Genomic DNA, 18,020 nt, shown 5'->3' on the forward strand with positions numbered 1-18,020 from the left:
GCGTTATTTCTCGCCGAGCTTCTTGTTGACGACCTGTACTGCGCTGCCCTGCGAAGTTGCAAACGTCATTCAACGTCAAGGATCCAACACATGAACACGTCAAAAGACCCCGATCCCTGCCCATGCCGCTCTCAGGTGGGGCTGGGCAAGGACCGGGCGGAAGAGCTCGTGGTGGCCAAGGTGCCCCAGGGCTTTGAGGCCAACATCAATGTGCGCCTCGTGCCTGGAGGAGACTTCGCGCTCCCCAAGCGTCCTCTGCGCTGCCGTCCTCGCAAGGGAGCGCCCCGTCGGGATGCCGAGCCGCTGGCGTTACCAGAGGAGGTGATGAAGAAACTCAAGGAGGCCGACAAGTTGATGATGGAGTGGTTGGCCAAGGACGAGGCGAACGCGAACCTATACATGGCGCATCCTGTAGAGGCCTTGCTCAAGGCCGGTGTCAAATTGTCAAGGCAGGAGCTGAAGGCCGTCGAGCGGGCCCATGGGGAGGTCGAACAGACAGCAGTGGTAGGTCCCGGAGTGAAGGTGGCGGGTTTCAAGGCTGCGGCCTTCCCGCGTGGTCGTATCGGCGAGATCAAGCCGGGTGCGAAGCCGCAGGATGATGATGGCTTTGCTGTTCACAAGGAGGGCTAGTCATGGCACTGGATCGAACAGCCGGTTTTGACATGCTCGTTCAGATTTCCGAGAACGAACTCAACAATCAACTTGCCACGGCCTTCCTCGCCGGAGGGATCTTTCCACCCAGTATCAGCGTGCCGGTCAATGCAGGCGGTGTCAGCGGGAGCGCCGATCTGAATTTCGATACCCCCGTCGCCGACCTGGACCGCCCTCGGCCGAGAATGGGGCTGACCGTTCCCTTTTCCAATTCTCAGCTCCAGATCACCGCGCCCCTGGCGTTGACGGTGGCCCCGATCGGTGGCGCCATCACGGTGGTGGACAGTATCGCCATGGTGACCGAGGGCAGCAATCAGTTCGCCACCATGGACTTCAATGCCGGTGCGCCCACGGTCAATGTGGCCTTCGATCCTGCGTCGGTGTCACTGCTTGAGCCGCTTCTGGATGTTGCGGGGCTGAGCCTCACGCAGGCGCAGAACATGATGGCGGGAGTCGTGCTCGACCAGCTTCAGTCCAGCATCGGTCGAATCGATCTGACGCCAGCGATCCCGGTCGTCGACGATACGGATGCGACAACCGTCTTCGACATCGATGTCACCACCGTGAACGATACCACGGCACTGGATCGTGATTGCCTTGCGTTCGGTGTGCGCATGTCCAGCGACGGCGGGGGTAATATCAATAACGTCACCTCCAGCTTGATCCCTGCCGGGAGCCAGTCGCTGGTGACGATGAGCAACTTCTGGTTGCTGGCCAGGGTAATGCGCCCACGTATCGCAAGCTCCATGGGCAGACCTGTCACCGATTTCGACACCCCCTTGAGGCTAAACCGCAGTATCCCCGCACCGGGTGGTCAGGGGACGCTTCGAAGTCTTGAGGCTCGCGTTGTCGCCAATCGCATTTCCGTCACGGGACGTGCCACCGACTCGGGTAGTGGTTGGTCGGCGGAGTCGAATTTCTCGTTCTTCATCGATATCGGTCTGGATGCCGGGGCCATCACGGTGACTGCGACCACGCCGGTGGTGGATACCGATGTGGACCTGGCCTGGTGGGTGTGGCTTGCCTCACTCGGTCTGGGAGGTCTGTTCGGCGGTATCGTCGGAGTTATCATTGCCGCCGTGGTGCTGGCGATTGTCGAGGCGGTGGCAGAAGGCATCGCCGATGGTCTGATTTCGGATGGCATCAGCGGGGCCATTGGTGGCCTGCCGGCGATCCCGCTCGGGCCGATCGGTGGTGGTCTGACGCTGTCCAGTATCGTCCTCGATGATCTCGAATTGCGCTCGAGCATCGTGCGGTCGGTCTCGGTGCCGGTAAAACACCAGGGCGGAAACGTCGGTCTCGAAGGGTTCTCGGTGGATCTGGACAGTGGCGCCCTCAGTGCGGGGGTGCTGCCCGGAACCGATCTCGCCTGGAATCCCGCAAGTGGCTTGAATGCCGTCGGTGGCAGTGGGCTGACGGTGACGGGGACCTCCTTCGGCGCGCTGACACCGGTGCAGATATCGCGCCTGCCGCTGGCAACGAGCCAGATGTCTCTGGGCCTGATACCCCTCACGTGGCCACGATGGTTCCTGTTCATGCCTCACCATGAGGTGGTCTTCGGGATGCGCACGTCCGAAGGGCGCCTGGCCAAGTTACGTGCCTGGCGCCAGATCGATCAGCAGGGGGCACTGCATCTGGACTGGATCACCTTCGACACCCCGACGCCATCGCTGGATATTGCGGCACGATGGAGCGTGACAGAGCGCGGAGAGGTGACGCACTACGTTGCGAAGGACTGTTCTCGTTGTCGTTCCAGCCCGGTGCGATGGTGCGGCGTGTTTGAAGCCTGGCCCAGGCTCACCGCCTTCCCGGTGGACTACGAGTGGTGCCTGTGTGGGCAGACCCTGGAACAGGGCGATGGCAAGGTGAAGAGCGCGGCAGGCATCATTACCTATCGACTGGAGGGACGACGCCTCAAGATCGCGACCGAAATGGGCCAGTCGTTCAAGTGCGAGCTGTGTGTCAGCGCCATCGATGCCCGTGGCCTGGAGCTGTACACCTGTATTCAGCTCAATCAGCCCGGTATAGAGCGACGCTGCCGCCCGTGCAAACCGACTCGCAAGGATGTGTCGGTCAATCTGTTGCCAGTGGCCGCTGAGCTTGCCTACTGGCGACCCTTGCTGCCGCGGGAGCCGCTGGTCGAGGTAGATCCCATCGGCTAGGCTCGAGCCCACAAGAGACGCAAGAAAGTAGAAGGAAAAGAGTTGGCAGGAAGGGGCCGGTACCCGTGCAGGGTTCCGGCCCTTTACTGGCTGGTGGGCACTCCGTCTCGGTGCATCGCCACCTGATCACGGAATTCCCCGCCTGCTGGCGAGGCAGCCTGTCGAGGGAGGCTTGACGAGCGCTTCGCTCGTCGACTTTTCGGACAGCGCCTAGTGGCCGTGCGCTGAACGGCCAATGGAGGAGGGCGAGTAATGAAAGCGGTTGTTCAGGAAGAGATATCCGGTTGCGGTATCGCGACGTGCGCGGTTCTGGCCGGCGTAAGCTACGCCGAGGCCAGGAGCAGGGCCAAGGCGTTGGGCATCCACGCACAGGACCAGGCGCTCTGGTCGGACACCGCATACGTCAGGCGGCTGGCAACTGAACTGGGGGGCGAGCTGGGCGCCAGGGAGTTGCCGTTCGAGTCCTGGGAGGGGCTTCCCGATCTGGCTGTGCTGGCCATTAAATGGCGACGGGAGAGAGGGCAGCCGTTCTGGCATTGGGTCGTCTTTCGTCGAGACGAAGGGGGAGAGCGGGTACTGGATTCGAAGAAATCATTGAAGCGTAATGTTCGACGAGACTTCGGTCGAATGAAACCAAGATGGTTTATCGAGGCCTCCGTTATTTGAGCAGAAGGAAAGAAATTTAAACTCTCTTTTTGTGGGTTGGATATCTGCGAACGTTGCATTTTTCTGATGTTGAAATATTTCGCAAGATTGTAGGTGATCGGAGCAAGACGAAAGTCGTTGCTACTAAAAAACATGACGACTCTTTAATCGTGGAATCTATCTTTCTTACGTCAGCATGCCCTCTTTATTGCGCTTTGACGTAGGAGAAAGCCATGTTTTTCTCAAGACCAATAAGGTGCATTGCATTGGTGCCTTTTATGGTGGGAGGAACGGCGGTAGCGGAACCCGTCGACATCGACTTCCAGGAAGTGACGAACCTTGCCGCCACTGTTTCTCCAGACGGCAGCCAGGCCGTCCTCGATATTCAAGGTGTGCTCTGGCGCCTGGACATGGCGTCGGGGGAGACGGTGAAGCTAACAGAGCCTGGTCTCGATCCGGCCAGGCCGCACTGGGGGCCGTCCGGTGACCTTATCGTCATGCAGGCCTACCAGCAGGGAACCTTCGATATCTGGATGATGGACAGCGATGGCGAAGGCTTGAAACCGCTCACGGGTGCGCCCTGGGACGAGCGCGAGCCGGAGCTTTCGCCTGATGGCCGTGAAATCGCCTTTGTGTCCGACCGGGGCGGTAGCTATGACGTCTGGACGATGACGCTGGAAACGGGGGCCCTTACCCAGTGGACTGATACGCCTGAAGAAGAGGCGTACCCCACCTGGGCAGCAGACGGCAATCGTATCGCCTACGTCGCCGATCGCACGAGTATCAAGGAGGTAAGCCGCGCAGGAGACATCCAGGCATTGGTCTCCGATATTCAGGGGGTTGCCTACGCCCCTTCCTGGTCGGCGGGGGACAATGAGCCGATATCCTGGATTCGTTCGACACCAGGCAAGACCGAATTGATGCTGGGCGACGAGGTACGCCTCGATGGACACGACGTGTTCCCGTTCCGCGTGGACTGGCAGGCCGACGGCAGTGCGGTATTGGCGGCCGATGGCCAACTGATGCGCCTGGAAGCCGAGTCTGATGAGCTGGTCCCGATTCCCTTTGCCGCCAGCCTATCGATCGACAGACCGAACTTCAGCCGCGAGAACGATCTTGTCGGGTTCGGGCGGCACCAGGTGAAGGGGATCGTGACGCCAGCGTTGCACCCCGACGGCAATCAGGTCGCCTTTGCCGCGCTCAATGACCTGTGGCTCATGACGCTCGGCGAGGCTCCGCAACGCTTGACCAACGATGTCTACTACGAGTCCGACCCTGCTTGGTCGCCTGATGGGGAGCGACTGGCCTACGTCAGTGATCGCCATGGCGCTCTGGACATCTGGATTCGCGAGATGGCGAGCGGGAAGACGTGGGCCCTGACGAACACCGATGCGACAGAGCTTTATCCTGCCTGGTCGCCGGATGGCTCGAGGCTGGTCTATCAGAATGCCTCGGGCGATACCAAGGTGATCGATATCGCGTCAGGTGAAAGTCGCGCTATCGTCGAAGGCATGTTTCAGCCTGGCCGCGCCAGTTGGTCGGCCGATGGCAAGCACGTCGCGCTTGCCGGTGTCGTGCCCTACACCAGCCGTTTCAGGGAGGGCACCAATCAGGTGCTGGTGGTCGATGTCGCGTCGGGTGAGCAGCGCTTCTATCCGGTTGCCGAGCATGCCTCGATCACCACTCGCTCCGACAATGGCCCCGTCTGGTCGCCTGATGGCGGCAAGATGAGTTTTGTACTGGATGGTGCGCTCTACGTGATGGATGTCTCCGCCGAAGGCCGCCCCACAGGCGAGCCGAGGCGAGTCGCAGAGGGCATCGCCGATTCTCCTTCCTGGAGCGGGGATGCATCCCGCTTGCTGTTTCTGAAAGATGGTCAACTCAAGATGGTGAGCCTCGACGATGGCGAGGTCCAGAACATCGACGTGAGGCTCGAGTGGTCGCTACAGGAGCTGCCTGAGAGCACGGTTGTGCACGTTGGCCGCTTGTGGAACGGCGCAAGTGACGAGGTGCTCACCGATGTCGATATCACGGTGGTGAACGGTCGAATTGCCGCCATCGGTTCGCACGACGACAGCAGGCCACAGGGCAATGTCATCGACGCCAGTGAGCTGACCGCGGTACCGGGGCTGATCGAAGGCCACACCCACCAGACCTGGGGCAATCACACCTTCGGCTATGGCGCCCGGCAGGGCCGCCTTTTGTTGTCCATGGGGATCACCAGCACGGTCTCGGTGGGGGATCTTGCCTACCGAGCGGTGGGCGACCACGAGGCTATCGCGTCAGGGAAGCGTGTCGGTCCGCGCTTCTTCTACACGGGTGGCCCGCTCGATGGTTCGCGCATCTACTACAATGCCATGCGCCCGGTAGCCGACGAAGGCCAGCTAGCGGCAGAGCTGGAGCGCGCCGAGGCCCTGGACTTCGATGTGATGAAGACCTATGTGCGGATGAACCCGGCCTTCATGAAAGCGGTATCCGATGAAGCGGGTCAGCGAGGGGTGCCGACCTATTCGCATTTTCTCGCCCCGGGCGTCTATCTGGACCAGAGCGGCACGACCCATCTGGGCGCCACCGAGCGGCTGGATTACTCGCGCATCGGCTCGCTGACGGGCAGGACCTATCAGGATGTGATCGATCTTTTTTCCCGGGCAAACATGTCGGTGGTGTCGACCTTCTTCGCGGTGGAGCCATCGCTGTTTGGCGACAACGACATTCGTGACGATGTCAGGGTCAAGGCGTTGGTTCCTCGCGCCGAGCGAGATGCCCTTCAGGAGGCCTTCGACAGCGACAGCTCCCCCGACAACTCCCACTTCCTGGCACAGTACGCGGATAACCCCGAAACGTTTGCTCGGATCGTCGAAGCGGGAGGGCGGCTGATCGCCGGCAGCGACTCCCCTCTGGACTTTGTCGGTTTCGGACTCCACAGCAATCTGCGTTGGCTGGAAAGCGGCCCCTTGACGCCGTTTCAGGCGCTGAGGTCTGCCACAGCAGTTCCCGCCATGGAGCTTGGCCTGCATGAGCAACTGGGCACGCTGGAAGTCGGCAAGATGGCGGATATCGCCTTTGTCCGGGGGAAGCCGGACGAGGACATCCGTGACCTCATCAAGGTGGAAATGGTGATGAAGGGCGGTCATGCCTATCGCGTGGAGGACCTGGTGGCGCCTTTCTCCATGAATCTTGAATAGGTGCCTCGTCGCCAGGAACAAGGGCCGTCAATTGACGGCCCTTGTTTCAGGATGCGGGTCAGCATGGCATCGGATGGGACCCTGTATCCTGACATTTTGCCGACATGGGGTATGTCATGAGGTATGGCGTCTGTGGACTTTTCCTGATGCTGGCGCTGTTGCCGGGAGGCGCCGTGGCCCATGATGATCCCTGGACCAGGGACATCAACGAAGCCGCGGTGGGTTCCGGCTTTGATGATCCTTTTTCGCAAGGCATCAACGAAGCGGCGGTAGGAACTGGTTTCGATGATGCGTTCACGGAAGACGTCAACGAAGGCGTGATCGGCGCGGGCATCGATGATCCGTTCACCGACGATATCAACGAAGGCGCAGTCGGATCAGGGCGCGACGATCCTTTTACCCCGGGTATCAATGAAGGCGCGGTAGGCTCGGGGTTCGATGATCCGTTTACTGAACAGATCAATGAGGGGGCGATTGGCTCGGGTAGCGGTGGTTTCTGATCCGCTCTTGTCACTGCGGGTCTCTAGCGCAGGTCTCTGGCGCAGGTCTCTGGCGCAGGTCTCTGGCGTCAGCGCAGGTCTCTGTAGACCGGGAAGGCCGTTGATATCGTCTCGTGCTACATTGCCAAGTTCGCCGTGGCGGATTGCAGTTTCCGTGACGGCCGCTGAGTGTCCAGTCCATCGTCACTGAGGAAAACCGTTGAGCGCCATCACGACCACACCGACACCGCCGTACTACGCGGTGATCTTCACCTCCACGAGAACGCAGGGGGATGACGGCTACGGCGAGATGGCCGAGCGCATGGTCGAACTGGCGGCACAGCAGCCGGGGTTTCTGGGGGTGGAGTCGGCGCGCTCGCCGGGTGAATATGCCGCCGGCATCACGGTGTCCTACTGGTCTGATCTGGCATCCATTCGCGCCTGGAAGGCCAACCTGGATCATCGCGAGGCCCAGGCCAGGGGCCGCGAGCGCTGGTATGCAAGCTACCGCGTCAGGGTGGCACTGGTGGAGCGGGAGTATGGACTCGACGAGACAGCGGGTATGAGCTGAGCAGCGACGTCGCTGTCATGACGCACCGCTAATATGACATGGCCAATAACAAGGCCCCGCCGGGCAGCTGCTGCACTGCAGCCCGGCGGGGCCTTGTCGTTCTTGCGTAGTGCTCTCACGTGCCACGCCACTTTCACCCGACGGGGCTGGCGTTATCGCGTCGCCCTTGCTCAGTGGCGAGCGGTGAGTCTGACAGGGGTGTCCCGCTGCTCGTGGCTCGCCTCACCACCAGAGAGCGCATCGACGACGGGAATCAGCTGTTTGATGACAGCTTCCACGCAATCGTCATCGTAGTGGCGGCCGCGTCGCTTCTTGAAGCCCTGCTCGTACAGTCGCATATGGTGGGTGGCGCTGACGCCGGCCTTGTCCAGGCAGTGGGCGGTGCAGTGCATCTGGCAGCCGTCGAGTGCCACGATCGGTCGCCCGGATTGTGCCTTGCGCACCAGCCCGGGCACGCCGCCACCAACGCCCGAGATGCAGGACATCTCGGCGATGCCGCGATGGTCGAGCGCAACAGCAACGCTGTTGGCGAGCTGGGCCACATCGGAGCAGCCGGAGCAGGCGTAGACCAGGGGAAGGGGTGAGGGGGTGGCCATGGTGGGCTCTCCTTGTCGGAACATTCTGGGGTGTGCTGTCGGTGTTCAGGTCGTCGCACTAGCGGGCGAACTGGCTTAGCGGCAGGTAGGGATAGCGCTGGCCGGGCACCACCTGCTGGCCAGGGGGGACCTGGAGGTAGCCGTCGGCTTGTGCCGCACTCTTGAGCATATTGGAGCCCTGGTCGCCGGCGATCCTGGCCACCGGGGCAATGTCGCTGTGATCCAGGCGGACGCGCAGCCACTGGGTGCGGGTGCGGTTGGCGCGGTAGGTGAAGCCTGCATGCACTGCAAAGCTCGCCAGCGGGGCGATGGTTCGACCCTGTCGGCGATGCAGTACCGCCAGGCCCAGCAGGTGCCAGGCGACCAGGGCAGCGGTGGGGTTGCCGGGAAGTCCCAGCAACGGGGTGCCGGTGGACGGGGACTGGCCGATGTAGCCCAGGGTGAAGGGCTTGCCGGGCTTCATCGCCACGCCGCTGAGGCAGATGCCGCCAAGGCGCTCGAGACAGGGCCTGACGTAGTCTTCCTCACCCACCGAGACGCCGCCGGTACAGACGATCAGATCGGCCTGGCGGGCGGCGAAGGTCAGCGCTTCTTCGAGTGCCGTGGCGCTGTCGCTGATGTTGCCAAGGTCGACAAGCTCGGCGTTGTGATCCTGCAGCAGGGCGTGCAGCATGCCGGCGTTCGAGTTGTAGATCTGGCCCGGGGCTAGCGGTTTGCCGGGCGTGACCAGCTCCGAGCCGGTACTGATGACGGCGACGCGCACCCGACGCCGGCAGGGCACCTCGGTGATGCCCTGGGCCGCCAGCAGCGCCAGGCGGATGGCATCGAGGGGCTCACCTGGCTCGAGCAGAGCCGCTCCCTGGGTGAGCTCTTCGCCGCGTCGCCGGATATGGTCTCCCAGGTGCAAGTCAGTGGGAAAGTGGATCTGGCCGGCGTCGTCGATCCGTACCTGTTCCTGGGGCACCACCACGTCGGCACCGCGGGGAATCGGTGCGCCGGTGAAGATGCGCGCACAGCCGTCGAAGGGCAGGGTGATCGGGGCGGCGCCGGCGGGCACCCGGGCCACCACCGGCAGGGCAAGCCGGTGCTTGAGGTCGGCCAGACGCAGGGCGTAGCCGTCCATGGCGCTGTTGTCGATGCCGGGAACGTCGTGCAGCGCCTTGAGCGGCGCGGCCAGGATGCGGCCACGGGCGTGGGTCGTTCTCAGCGTCTCGGTGTCCTCCAGCGGGCGGGTCAAGGCGATGACCTGCTCGCGGGCCTGCCAGGGATCGATCAGGGTGTGGCCCCTGGTCGGTGTGTCACAGCCGCAGGTCTCGCTCATGGGGTGACCTCCAGGGCTTCGTGTCGAGCCGTCGTCCCGGTGACGGAAGCGACGTGGTGATCCGCGCTGCGGCTGGTGCAGCGCTGGCTGTCCTTCACCACCATGGCGACGAAGTTGCAGGGCCGGGTGCGGGCGTCGAGCTGGGCTGCAAGAATGTCGTCCCAGGCCATGGCGCAGGCCTTGGGCGAGCCGGGCATGGAGAACACCAGGGTGCGATCGATCACCCCGGCCACAGCGCGGGACTGGATGGTGGAGGTGCCGATGGCCTCGAAGGAACGCAGACGAAACAGCTCGCCGTAGCCTTCGACGACCTTGTCGAACAGTACCGTCAGTGCCTCCGGGGTGTTGTCACGGGCGGTGAAGCCGGTGCCGCCGTTGACCAGCACTACCTGGATGTCGGAACGGATCACCCAGGCGCTGACCTGGGCGCGAATGCGATAGATGTCGTCGGGGACCAGGGCGCGCTCGGTCAGGCGGTGTCCGGCGCCGGCTAACCGGTCCGCCAGCAGGTTGCCGCTGCCGTCCTCGTCCAGGCCTCGGGTATCGGACACGGTGAGGATGGCGATATCCAGCGGGGTGAACACAGCGCACGTGGACGTATGAGACATGCAAGGACTCCGGTGGAGAGAACGTGAAGGGAGCCCGCCGGACCCTGAGGTCTGGCGGGGGTGTCAGGTGGGAGGGAAGGGGGAGTCGGCACGCGTCATTCGCTAGTGGCGCCTGGTCGGCGCTCTGTCTGTGCTCTTTCAACGCCCTTGATGGCGACCTTTCAGCGCCCTCGTCAGCGCATCAGGGGACCGTCGACGTCATCGTCGGCCAGGGTGAAACCCTCGACGCCGATCTCGCTTTCCAGCGCCAGCAGGTAGTGGCGCAGGGCGACGCGTGTGGCCTGTTCGGTCAGCTCGTGGGCGACCCTGTCCTTGACCTCGGCGTAGGGCAGTGGCTGGCGCTCCAGACGGGCGTCGATGACGACCACGTGCCAACCGTAGCGTGACGGCAGCGGACGCTCGTGCAGGCCTTCGGGCAGGGGTTCCAGCGCGCGGTCGAGCTCGCTGACGGTCTGGCCGCGGCTGACCCAGCCAAGGCTCCCGCCTTCGTCCTTCGATGGGCACTGCGAAAACCGCTGAGCCATCTCGTCGAAGCGTTCGGGATGCTGCTTGAGGGTGTCGATCAGCCCTTCGGCCTTCTTGAACTGCTCGTCGCGGGCGTCCAGGTCGTCGGGGGCCGCCGCCAGCAGGATATGCCGGACCTTGAGACGAGTGGGCTCGCAGAAGCGTTCGGGGTGAGCCGCGTGAAAGCGCACGCAGGCCTCTTCATCGGGCGGGGGGACTTGCAGTTCCTGATCCAGCATCACGGCGATCGCACGTTCGTCGGGCTCGTGCAACGAGCCCGTCTCGATGCCCAGGATCTCGGCGCGCTGGCGCAAGAGTTCCTGGATGACCAGGGCGCGGGCCGCCGCCTTGGCGGCGGCCTCGCGATCCGTTGACGGATGGAACTGCATCTCCCCGGCGATGGCTTCCTCGCCGATCACGCTGTCACCAACACGAATGCTGGGAACCGTTGTGTGCGGCAGGGTTTCCACGGGGATGGTTTGCATGACATGCCTCCTCAGGCACGGCGCCGGACGATCTGGTAGCGACGGCCCAAGTAACCCAGGGGAGCGCTCCAGGCGTGAACCAGACGAGTGAACGGGAACACCAGCACGATGGTCAGACCGACCAGAATGTGCAGGTGGTAGATAAAGCCAATGCCTTCGAGGTGGGTGGCGGCGCCGCCCTGGAAGAAGACGATGGCCTGGGCCCATTCGGCAAGCTTGATCATCACGCCGCCGTCCAGGTGATGCAGGGCGGCGGGAATGGTCAGCAGGCCCAGGGTGACCTGAACCACCAGCAGCACGATGATCAGGTTGTCCATGAAGCTGGAGGACGCCTTGACCCGTGGGTCGGTGAAGCGGCGATGCAGCAGCATGGCGCCACCGATCAGACAGGCGATACCGGCAACGCCACCGACCAGGATGGCGAACACCTGCTTGGTGCCGGCGCTGATGAAGGGGGCGTAGACCCAATGCGGTGTCAGCAGGCCGACCAGGTGACCGAAGAAGATCACCAGGATGCCGACGTGGAACAGCGGACTGGCCAGGCGCATGCGCCTGGACGACAGCATCTGGCTCGAGCCGGTCTTCCAGGTGTATTGGCCGTGGTCGAAGCGCAACAGGCTACCGATCAGGAAGACGCTGCCCGCCAGGTAGGGATAGAGGCCGAACAGCAGGGTGTGCAGGTAGTTCATGACAGACCTCCAGTGGGTCGAGAGGGCATGGCATCGGGGAGGCGAACGGTGTCGGGCTGGATACTGCCCCGGCGTTCGGCGAGGCGCTTGCCCTCGGCGGAGGTCAGCGCGCAGTCCTGGTCGGATTCGGCCGAGAAACGCACGGCCTCCTCCTCCCACACGGCGTCGAGGGCGGCAGGGGTGTTGTCGGCCGGTTCTTCCTTGACCGCCTCGCGGTGGAGGTCCACCTGATCCTCGGCGCCGATCAGCGACAGCAGGGTCAGGGTCACCAGCGCCTGGTCGCACTGCTTGGCCTCCAGGCGGGCGGTGATGAGCGCCAGGATATGGCTGACGTCACCGATCCAGCGGGCGACCTCGTCGCCCTCGCGAGTGGAGAGGAACTCCAGCAGCAGCGGCAGGTGGTCGGGCAGCTCGCGGCTGTCGAGGGCAAAGCCGGCGTCCTCGTACTCGCCGAGCAGGTCGACCATGGCCTGGCCACGGTCGCGGGACTCGCCATGGACGTGCTCGAACAGCAGAAGCGAGGTGGCGCGGCCACGATCGAACTGGGCGACGTAGGCCGCCTGAACGTCCAGCAGGCGGGCATCCGCCAGGCGATCACACCAGTCGAGCAGTGCCTGCCGGGGGGCTCCCCCCGGCAGTGGCATGGCGGCGATCGCCGCCTTGACCTCGGCAAGCCCCTCGATCAGTTCCCGGTCGGGATAGTCGAGCAGCCGGGCCAGGGCGCGCAGACCCTGGGCGAGTGGATTAGTCATGCTCGACCTCCGGATGGCTGGGGTCGTACTGCTCGACGTTGACCAGGGTGGTGGTCTGCTTGCGTCCACCGAACAGGCTGGTCTTGTCGCTGCCACCCTGGCAGCCGTTGCCGAAGGTGAAGCCGCAGCCGCCACGCTCCGGGAAGGCCTCGCGAGCCTGCTCGCGGTGGCTGGTCGGGATGACGAAGCGGTCCTCGTAGTTGGCGATGGCCAGGTAGCGGTACATCTCCTCGACCTGGGCCTCGCTCAGCTCGACCTCGTCGAGCACGTCGTGGCGCAACTCGCCGTCCACGTGCTTGCCGCGCATGTACTCACGCATCGCCATCATGCGCTTGAGCGCGCGAACCACCGGCGCCTCGTCACCGGCGGTGAGCATGTTGGCCAGGTACTTCACCGGGATACGCAGTGATTCGACCTTGGGCAGCACGCCGTCGGTTTCCACGTGGCCACCGTCCACCGCCGACTGGATCGGCGACAGCGGCGGCACGTACCAGACCATCGGCAGGGTGCGGTACTCCGGGTGCAGCGGCAGCGCCAGCTGCCAGTCCATGGCCATCTTGTAGACCGGGGACTCCTGGGCCGCCTTGATCACGTTGTCATCGATGCCGTCACGCTTGGCCTGGGCGATGACCTCGGGATCATTGGGGTCGAGGAAGATCTCGCACTGGCGCTTGTACAGGTCGCGCTCGTCCTGGGAGGCGGCGACCTCTTCGATGCGATCGGCGTCGTAGAGCAGCACGCCAAGGTAGCGGATGCGACCGACGCAGGTCTCGGAGCACACCGTCGGCTGGCCCGACTCGATACGCGGGTAGCAGAAGATGCACTTCTCGGACTTGCCGGACTTCCAGTTGTAGTAGATCTTCTTGTACGGACAGCCGGACACGCACATCCGCCAGCCGCGGCACTTGTCCTGGTCGATCAGGACGATGCCATCCTCTTCACGCTTGTAGATCGCACCGCTCGGGCAGCTGGCCACACAGGCCGGGTTGAGGCAGTGCTCGCACAGGCGCGGCAGGTACATCATGAAGGTGTTTTCGAACTGGCCGTAGATGTCCGCCTGGATCTTGTCGAAGTTGGCGTCCTTGCGGCGCTTGGCGAACTCGGTGCCGAGAATCTCTTCCCAGTTCGGGCCCCACTCGATCTTCTCCATGCGCTGACCGGAGATCAGCGAACGGGGGCGCGCCACCGGCTGGTGGCGGCCCTTCTTGGCCTGGTGCAGGTGCTGGTAGTCGAAGGTGAACGGCTCGTAGTAGTCGTCGATCTCCGGCAGGTCGGGGTTGGCGAAGATGTTCGCCAGCACCCGCCACTTGCCGCCGATGCGCGGCTCGATGGTGCCATCCTCGCGCCTCAGCCAGCCGCCTTTCCAGCGCGCCTGGTTCTCCCACTCCTTGGGATAGCCGATGCCCGGCTTGGTCTCGACGTTGTTGAACCAGGCGTACTCGACGCCTTCACGACTGGTCCAGACGTTCTTGCAGGTCACCGAACAGGTGTGACAGCCGATGCACTTGTCGAGGTTGAGCACCATGCCCACTTGGGAACGGATCTTCATTTCACTGCCTCCTGGGCGCTGTCCTGTCCTTCGCCGTCCAACCAGTTGACGTGCTTCATCTTGCGCACCATGACGAACTCATCGCGGTTGGAGCCGACGGTGCCGTAGTAGTTGAAGCCGTAGGAGAGCTGTCCGTAGCCGCCGATCATGTGGGTCGGCTTGGGGCAGACGCGGGTGACAGAGTTGTGGATACCGCCGCGGGTACCGGTGACCTCGGAGCCGGGCACGTTCACGATGCGCTCCTGGGCGTGGTACATCATCGCCATGCCGGTCTTGACCCGCTGACTGACCACCGCGCGGGCGGCGATGGCGCCGTTGGCGTTGTACAGCTCGATCCAGTCGTTGTCCTCGACACCGATGGCGACCGCGTCCTCCTCGGACAGCCAGACGATGGGGCCGCCACGCGACAGGGTCAGCATCAACAGGTTGTCGGAGTAGGTGGAGTGGATGCCCCACTTCTGGTGCGGGGTGATCCAGTTCAGCGCGATCTCCGGGTTACCGTTGGGCCGCGGCATCGCCATGGCCTTGGTGGCCTTGGTGTCGATGGGCGGACGGTAGACCAGCAGGCTCTCGCCGAAGTCACGCATCCAGGCGTGATCCTGGTAGAACTGCTGGCGGCCGCTGACGGTACGCCAGGGAATCAGCTCGTGGACGTTGGTGTAGCCGGCGTTGTAGGACACGTGCTCGTCCTCCAGGCCAGACCAGGTCGGGCTGGAGATGATCTTGCGCGGCTGGGCCACCACGTCGCGGAAGCGGATCTTCTCCTCTTCCTTGGGAATCGCCAGGTGGGTGTGGTCGCGTCCGGTGATCTTCGACAGCGCGTCCCAGGCCTTCACCGCCACCTGACCGTTGGTCTCCGGTGCCAGCGCCAGGATCATCTCGGCGGCGTCGATGGCGCTTTCGAGTCTTGGCTGACCCTTGGCCGGACCCTCGAGCTTGACGTGGTTGAGGCCACGCAACAGCTCGACTTCCTTGTCGGTGTTCCAGCCGATGCCCTTGCCACCGTTGCCGATGCTCTCGAGCAGCGGGCCCACCGAGGTGAAGCGCTCGTAGGTCTCGGGGTAGTTGCGCTTGACCTCGATCAGGCTCGGCATGGTCTTGCCGGGGATCGGCTCGCACTCACCGCGCTTCCAGTCGAGCACTTCGGGCTGGGCCAGCTCGCCGGGGCTGTCATGCTGCAGCGGCAAGGTGACCAGGTCGGTTTCCTCGCCCAGGTGGCCGGGACAGACCTGGGAGAACCTCTTGGCGATGCCCTTGTAGATGTCCCAGTCGCTGCGCGCTTCCCAGGCCGGATCGGTGGCGGCGGTCAGCGGGTGGATGAAGGGGTGCATGTCCGAGGTGTTGAGATCGTCCTTCTCGTACCAGGTCGCGGTGGGCAGCACCACGTCGGAGTACAGGCAGGTGGTCGACATGCGGAAGTCCAGGGTGGTGAACAGGTCCACCTTGCCCTCGGGGGCCTCGTCGTGCCAGGTGACTTCCCGGGGCATGGCGCCGCCGGATTCGCCCAGGTCCTTGCCCTGCAGCCCATGGCGGGTGCCCAGCAGGTACTTGAGCATGTACTCGTGACCCTTGCCCGAGGAGCCCAGCAGGTTGGAGCGCCACACGAACATGTTGCGGGGGAAGTTCTGGGGGTTGTCCGGGTCCTCGGCGGCGAAGCCAAGACGGCCCTGCTTGAGCTGGCTGACCACGTAGTCGGCGGTGGTCATGCCGGCCTCGGCAGCGGGGCCGGCCAGGCGCAGCGGGTTGATCCCGAGCTGCGGCGCCGACGGCAGCCAGCCCATACGCTCGGCGCGCACGTTGAAGTCGATCAGGCTGCCGTCGTACTTGTCGGCCTTGGCCAGCGGCGACAGCAGTTCCTTGACCTCGAGCTTCTCGTAGCGCCACTGGCTCGAGTGGTTGTAGAAGAACGAGGTGCCGTTCATGTGGCGCGGCGGACGCTGCCAGTCCAGGCCGAAGGCCAGCGGGGTCCAGCCGGTCTGGGGACGCAGCTTTTCCTGGCCCACGTAGTGGGACCAGCCGCCGCCGGACTGACCGATACAGCCGCACAGCACCAGCATGTTGATCAGGCCACGGTAGTTCATGTCCATGTGGTACCAGTGGTTCATCCCGGCACCGACGATGATCATGGACCGACCCTGGGTCTTGTCGGCGTTGTGGGCGAACTCGCGGGCGATGCGGATGCACTGGTTGGCGGGTACGCCGGTGATCTTTTCCTGCCACGCCGGGGTGTAGGGGCGCAGCTGGTCCAGTGTGGTGGCGCCGTCGTCCTCGCCCTCGCCGCCGAGGCCACGGTCGATACCGTAGTTGGCGCACATCAGGTCGAACACGGTGACCGCCAGCACTTCCTTGCCATCGGCCAGGGTCAGCTTCTTGGCCGGCAGGCAGTGGTGCAGCACCTCGTTGCCTTCGACGTGGTCGAAGTGCTCGTGGGCGATGCCACCGAAATAGGGGAAGGCCACCTTGGCGACGCTGTCGTGGGCGTCGGCCAGCGACAGTCGCAGGTCGATCTCCTGGCCGTCGGCGTCCAGTGACTCAAGGCTCCACTTGCCCTTTTCGTCGTCGCCGTTCTCGCCCCAGCGGAAGCCGATGGAACCGCGCGGCACCACCAGCTGGTCACGCGTCTCGTCCCAGGCGACGGTCTTCCACTCGGGGTTGTTGTCCTGGCCGAGCGAGGCGTCGAAGTCGGCCGCACGCAGCTGCTTGCCCGGGGCGTAGGTGCCGTCCTCGCGGGGCTCCAGCGCCACCAGGAAGGGCATGTCGGTGTAGCGCTTGACGTAGTCGGTGAAGTAGACGCTGGGCGAGGCGAGGTGGAATTCCTTCAGGATGACGTGGCCCATGGCCATGGCCAGGGCGGCGTCGGTGCCCTGCTTGGCGGACAGCCATTCGTCGGTGAGCTTCGAGACCTCGGCGTAGTCCGGGGTGATCGATACCGTCTTGGTGCCCTTGTAGCGTACCTCGGTGAAGAAGTGGGCGTCCGGGGTACGTGTCTGCGGCACGTTGGAGCCCCAGGCGATGATGTAGCCGGAGTTGTACCAGTCGGCGGATTCCGGCACGTCGGTCTGCTCGCCCCAGGTCTGGGGGGAGGCCGGCGGCAGGTCGCAGTACCAGTCATAGAACGACAGGCAGACGCCACCGATCAGCGACAGGTAGCGGGCGCCGGCGGCGTAGGAGACCATCGACATGGCAGGGATCGGCGAGAAGCCGATGATGCGGTCGGGACCGTAGGTCTTGGCGGTGTAGACGTTGGCCGCCGCGATCAGGGTCTGCGCCTCGTCCCAGTCGGCGCGGACGAAGCCGCCCATGCCGCGGGCACGCTTGTACTGATTGGCCAGGACCGGGTCCTCGACGATGGAGGCCCAGGCATCCACCGGGTCGGCGTGCTTGTCCAGCGCGCGTCGCCACAGGCTGACCAGCTCCTGGCGAATCAGCGGGTACTTGAGGCGGTTGGCACTGTACAGGTACCAGGAGTAGCTGGCGCCACGTGGGCAACCGCGGGGCTCGTGGTTGGGCAGATCGGCGCGGGTGCGCGGATAGTCGGTCTGCTGGGTTTCCCAGGTGACCAGGCCATTCTTGACGTAGATCTTCCAGCTGCACGAGCCGGTGCAGTTCACCCCGTGGGTGGAGCGCACGATCTTGTCGTGCTGCCAGCGGGCGCGATAGCCGTCTTCCCAGTCACGTGTCTCTTCGCGGGTTTCGCCGTGTCCGTTGGCGAATTCCGGAGGACGTTTGGTCAGGTATCTCAGGCGATCGAGAAAATGACTCATGGAGGTCTCCTCAAAGGCCCCCCGAAGGGGGCCTGGCTAGACGGTCCTTGTGGACTCGA

14 protein-coding genes are annotated in these 18,020 nt (G+C 64.0%); 6 read left to right on the forward strand and 8 right to left on the reverse strand.

All coding sequences use genetic code 11. From position 1 onward, the window contains the following. Positions 1–90: 90 nt before the first annotated feature. From NFI08_RS15535 to NFI08_RS15560, 6 genes are all read left to right on the forward strand, one after another. A complete protein-coding gene (locus NFI08_RS15535; protein WP_287165622.1) occupies positions 91–630 on the forward strand; it encodes a macro domain-containing protein in 540 nt (179 codons plus the stop codon). A gap of 2 nt (positions 631–632) precedes the next feature. Then, positions 633–2,813, forward strand: a complete 2,181-nt coding sequence (locus NFI08_RS15540) for a hypothetical protein (RefSeq protein WP_349590515.1) — start codon at positions 633–635, stop codon at positions 2,811–2,813. A gap of 252 nt (positions 2,814–3,065) precedes the next feature. Next, positions 3,066–3,479 (forward strand): hypothetical protein, encoded by a 414-nt coding sequence (locus NFI08_RS15545; protein WP_349590518.1) that lies wholly within the window; start codon positions 3,066–3,068, stop codon positions 3,477–3,479. 257 nt (positions 3,480–3,736) lie between these two features. Then, positions 3,737–6,643 (forward strand): amidohydrolase family protein, encoded by a 2,907-nt coding sequence (locus tag NFI08_RS15550; protein WP_240184231.1) that lies wholly within the window; start codon positions 3,737–3,739, stop codon positions 6,641–6,643. A 146-nt stretch (positions 6,644–6,789) separates the two neighbouring features. Next, positions 6,790–7,143, forward strand: a complete 354-nt coding sequence (locus tag NFI08_RS15555) for a hypothetical protein (RefSeq protein ID WP_287165619.1) — start codon at positions 6,790–6,792, stop codon at positions 7,141–7,143. Between the two features lie 199 nt (positions 7,144–7,342). Next, positions 7,343–7,693 carry an antibiotic biosynthesis monooxygenase family protein gene (locus NFI08_RS15560; RefSeq protein ID WP_349590521.1) on the forward strand — a complete coding sequence of 117 codons (351 nt, stop codon included), beginning with the start codon at positions 7,343–7,345 and terminating at the stop codon, positions 7,691–7,693. Positions 7,694–7,863: 170 nt separating this feature from the next. Here NFI08_RS15560 and NFI08_RS15565 read toward each other — a convergent pair whose 3' ends face one another. The 8 genes from NFI08_RS15565 to NFI08_RS15600 form a co-directional block, all read right to left on the reverse strand. Beyond that, positions 7,864–8,289: a putative zinc-binding protein gene (locus NFI08_RS15565; protein WP_108448827.1), complete on the reverse strand. Its 426-nt coding sequence runs from the start codon at positions 8,287–8,289 to the stop codon at positions 7,864–7,866. A gap of 58 nt (positions 8,290–8,347) precedes the next feature. Continuing rightward, positions 8,348–9,610 (reverse strand): molybdopterin molybdotransferase MoeA, encoded by a 1,263-nt coding sequence (locus NFI08_RS15570; protein WP_349590525.1) that lies wholly within the window; start codon positions 9,608–9,610, stop codon positions 8,348–8,350. Then, positions 9,607–10,218, reverse strand: coding sequence for a molybdenum cofactor biosynthesis protein B (gene moaB / locus NFI08_RS15575; protein WP_108448825.1), 612 nt, complete (start codon positions 10,216–10,218; stop codon positions 9,607–9,609). Before moaB ends, NFI08_RS15570 begins: the two co-directional genes overlap by 4 nt. Positions 10,219–10,391: 173 nt before the next feature. Beyond that, positions 10,392–11,207: a peptidylprolyl isomerase gene (locus NFI08_RS15580; protein WP_108448824.1), complete on the reverse strand. Its 816-nt coding sequence runs from the start codon at positions 11,205–11,207 to the stop codon at positions 10,392–10,394. A gap of 11 nt (positions 11,208–11,218) precedes the next feature. Then, the gene (narI, locus tag NFI08_RS15585) at positions 11,219–11,896 is read right to left on the reverse strand and encodes a respiratory nitrate reductase subunit gamma (protein WP_108448823.1); all 678 of its coding nucleotides are present in this window, start codon (positions 11,894–11,896) and stop codon (positions 11,219–11,221) included. Next, positions 11,893–12,648: a nitrate reductase molybdenum cofactor assembly chaperone gene (gene narJ / locus NFI08_RS15590; RefSeq protein ID WP_045994027.1), complete on the reverse strand. Its 756-nt coding sequence runs from the start codon at positions 12,646–12,648 to the stop codon at positions 11,893–11,895. The genes narI and narJ overlap by 4 nt, the downstream gene beginning before the upstream one ends. Then, positions 12,641–14,197: a nitrate reductase subunit beta gene (gene narH, locus NFI08_RS15595; protein WP_108133051.1), complete on the reverse strand. Its 1,557-nt coding sequence runs from the start codon at positions 14,195–14,197 to the stop codon at positions 12,641–12,643. The genes narJ and narH overlap by 8 nt, the downstream gene beginning before the upstream one ends. After that, complete coding sequence (locus NFI08_RS15600) at positions 14,194–17,961, reverse strand: nitrate reductase subunit alpha (protein ID WP_286985860.1); 3,768 nt, start codon at positions 17,959–17,961, stop codon at positions 14,194–14,196. The genes narH and NFI08_RS15600 overlap by 4 nt, the downstream gene beginning before the upstream one ends. Positions 17,962–18,020 lie beyond the last annotated feature (59 nt).

This window comes from Halomonas sp. EF61, from assembly GCF_040147045.1.
In the GTDB taxonomy this organism is placed as follows: domain Bacteria; phylum Pseudomonadota; class Gammaproteobacteria; order Pseudomonadales; family Halomonadaceae; genus Halomonas; species Halomonas litopenaei.

What these genes read in the sequence shown, in the direction of transcription:
- NFI08_RS15535 (WP_287165622.1), top strand. Translation starts at nt 91, where the DNA reads ATGAACACGTCAAAAGACCCCGATCCCTGCCCATGCCGCTCTCAGGTG.
- NFI08_RS15540 (WP_349590515.1), top strand. Translation starts at nt 633, where the DNA reads ATGGCACTGGATCGAACAGCCGGTTTTGACATGCTCGTTCAGATTTCC.
- NFI08_RS15545 (WP_349590518.1), top strand. Translation starts at nt 3,066, where the DNA reads ATGAAAGCGGTTGTTCAGGAAGAGATATCCGGTTGCGGTATCGCGACG.
- NFI08_RS15550 (WP_240184231.1), top strand. Translation starts at nt 3,737, where the DNA reads ATGGTGGGAGGAACGGCGGTAGCGGAACCCGTCGACATCGACTTCCAG.
- NFI08_RS15555 (WP_287165619.1), top strand. Translation starts at nt 6,790, where the DNA reads ATGCTGGCGCTGTTGCCGGGAGGCGCCGTGGCCCATGATGATCCCTGG.
- NFI08_RS15565 (WP_108448827.1), bottom strand. Translation starts at nt 8,289, where the DNA reads ATGGCCACCCCCTCACCCCTTCCCCTGGTCTACGCCTGCTCCGGCTGC.
- NFI08_RS15570 (WP_349590525.1), bottom strand. Translation starts at nt 9,610, where the DNA reads ATGAGCGAGACCTGCGGCTGTGACACACCGACCAGGGGCCACACCCTG.
- moaB (WP_108448825.1), bottom strand. Translation starts at nt 10,218, where the DNA reads ATGTCTCATACGTCCACGTGCGCTGTGTTCACCCCGCTGGATATCGCC.
- NFI08_RS15580 (WP_108448824.1), bottom strand. Translation starts at nt 11,207, where the DNA reads ATGCAAACCATCCCCGTGGAAACCCTGCCGCACACAACGGTTCCCAGC.
- narI (WP_108448823.1), bottom strand. Translation starts at nt 11,896, where the DNA reads ATGAACTACCTGCACACCCTGCTGTTCGGCCTCTATCCCTACCTGGCG.
- narJ (WP_045994027.1), bottom strand. Translation starts at nt 12,648, where the DNA reads ATGACTAATCCACTCGCCCAGGGTCTGCGCGCCCTGGCCCGGCTGCTC.
- narH (WP_108133051.1), bottom strand. Translation starts at nt 14,197, where the DNA reads ATGAAGATCCGTTCCCAAGTGGGCATGGTGCTCAACCTCGACAAGTGC.
- NFI08_RS15600 (WP_286985860.1), bottom strand. Translation starts at nt 17,961, where the DNA reads ATGAGTCATTTTCTCGATCGCCTGAGATACCTGACCAAACGTCCTCCG.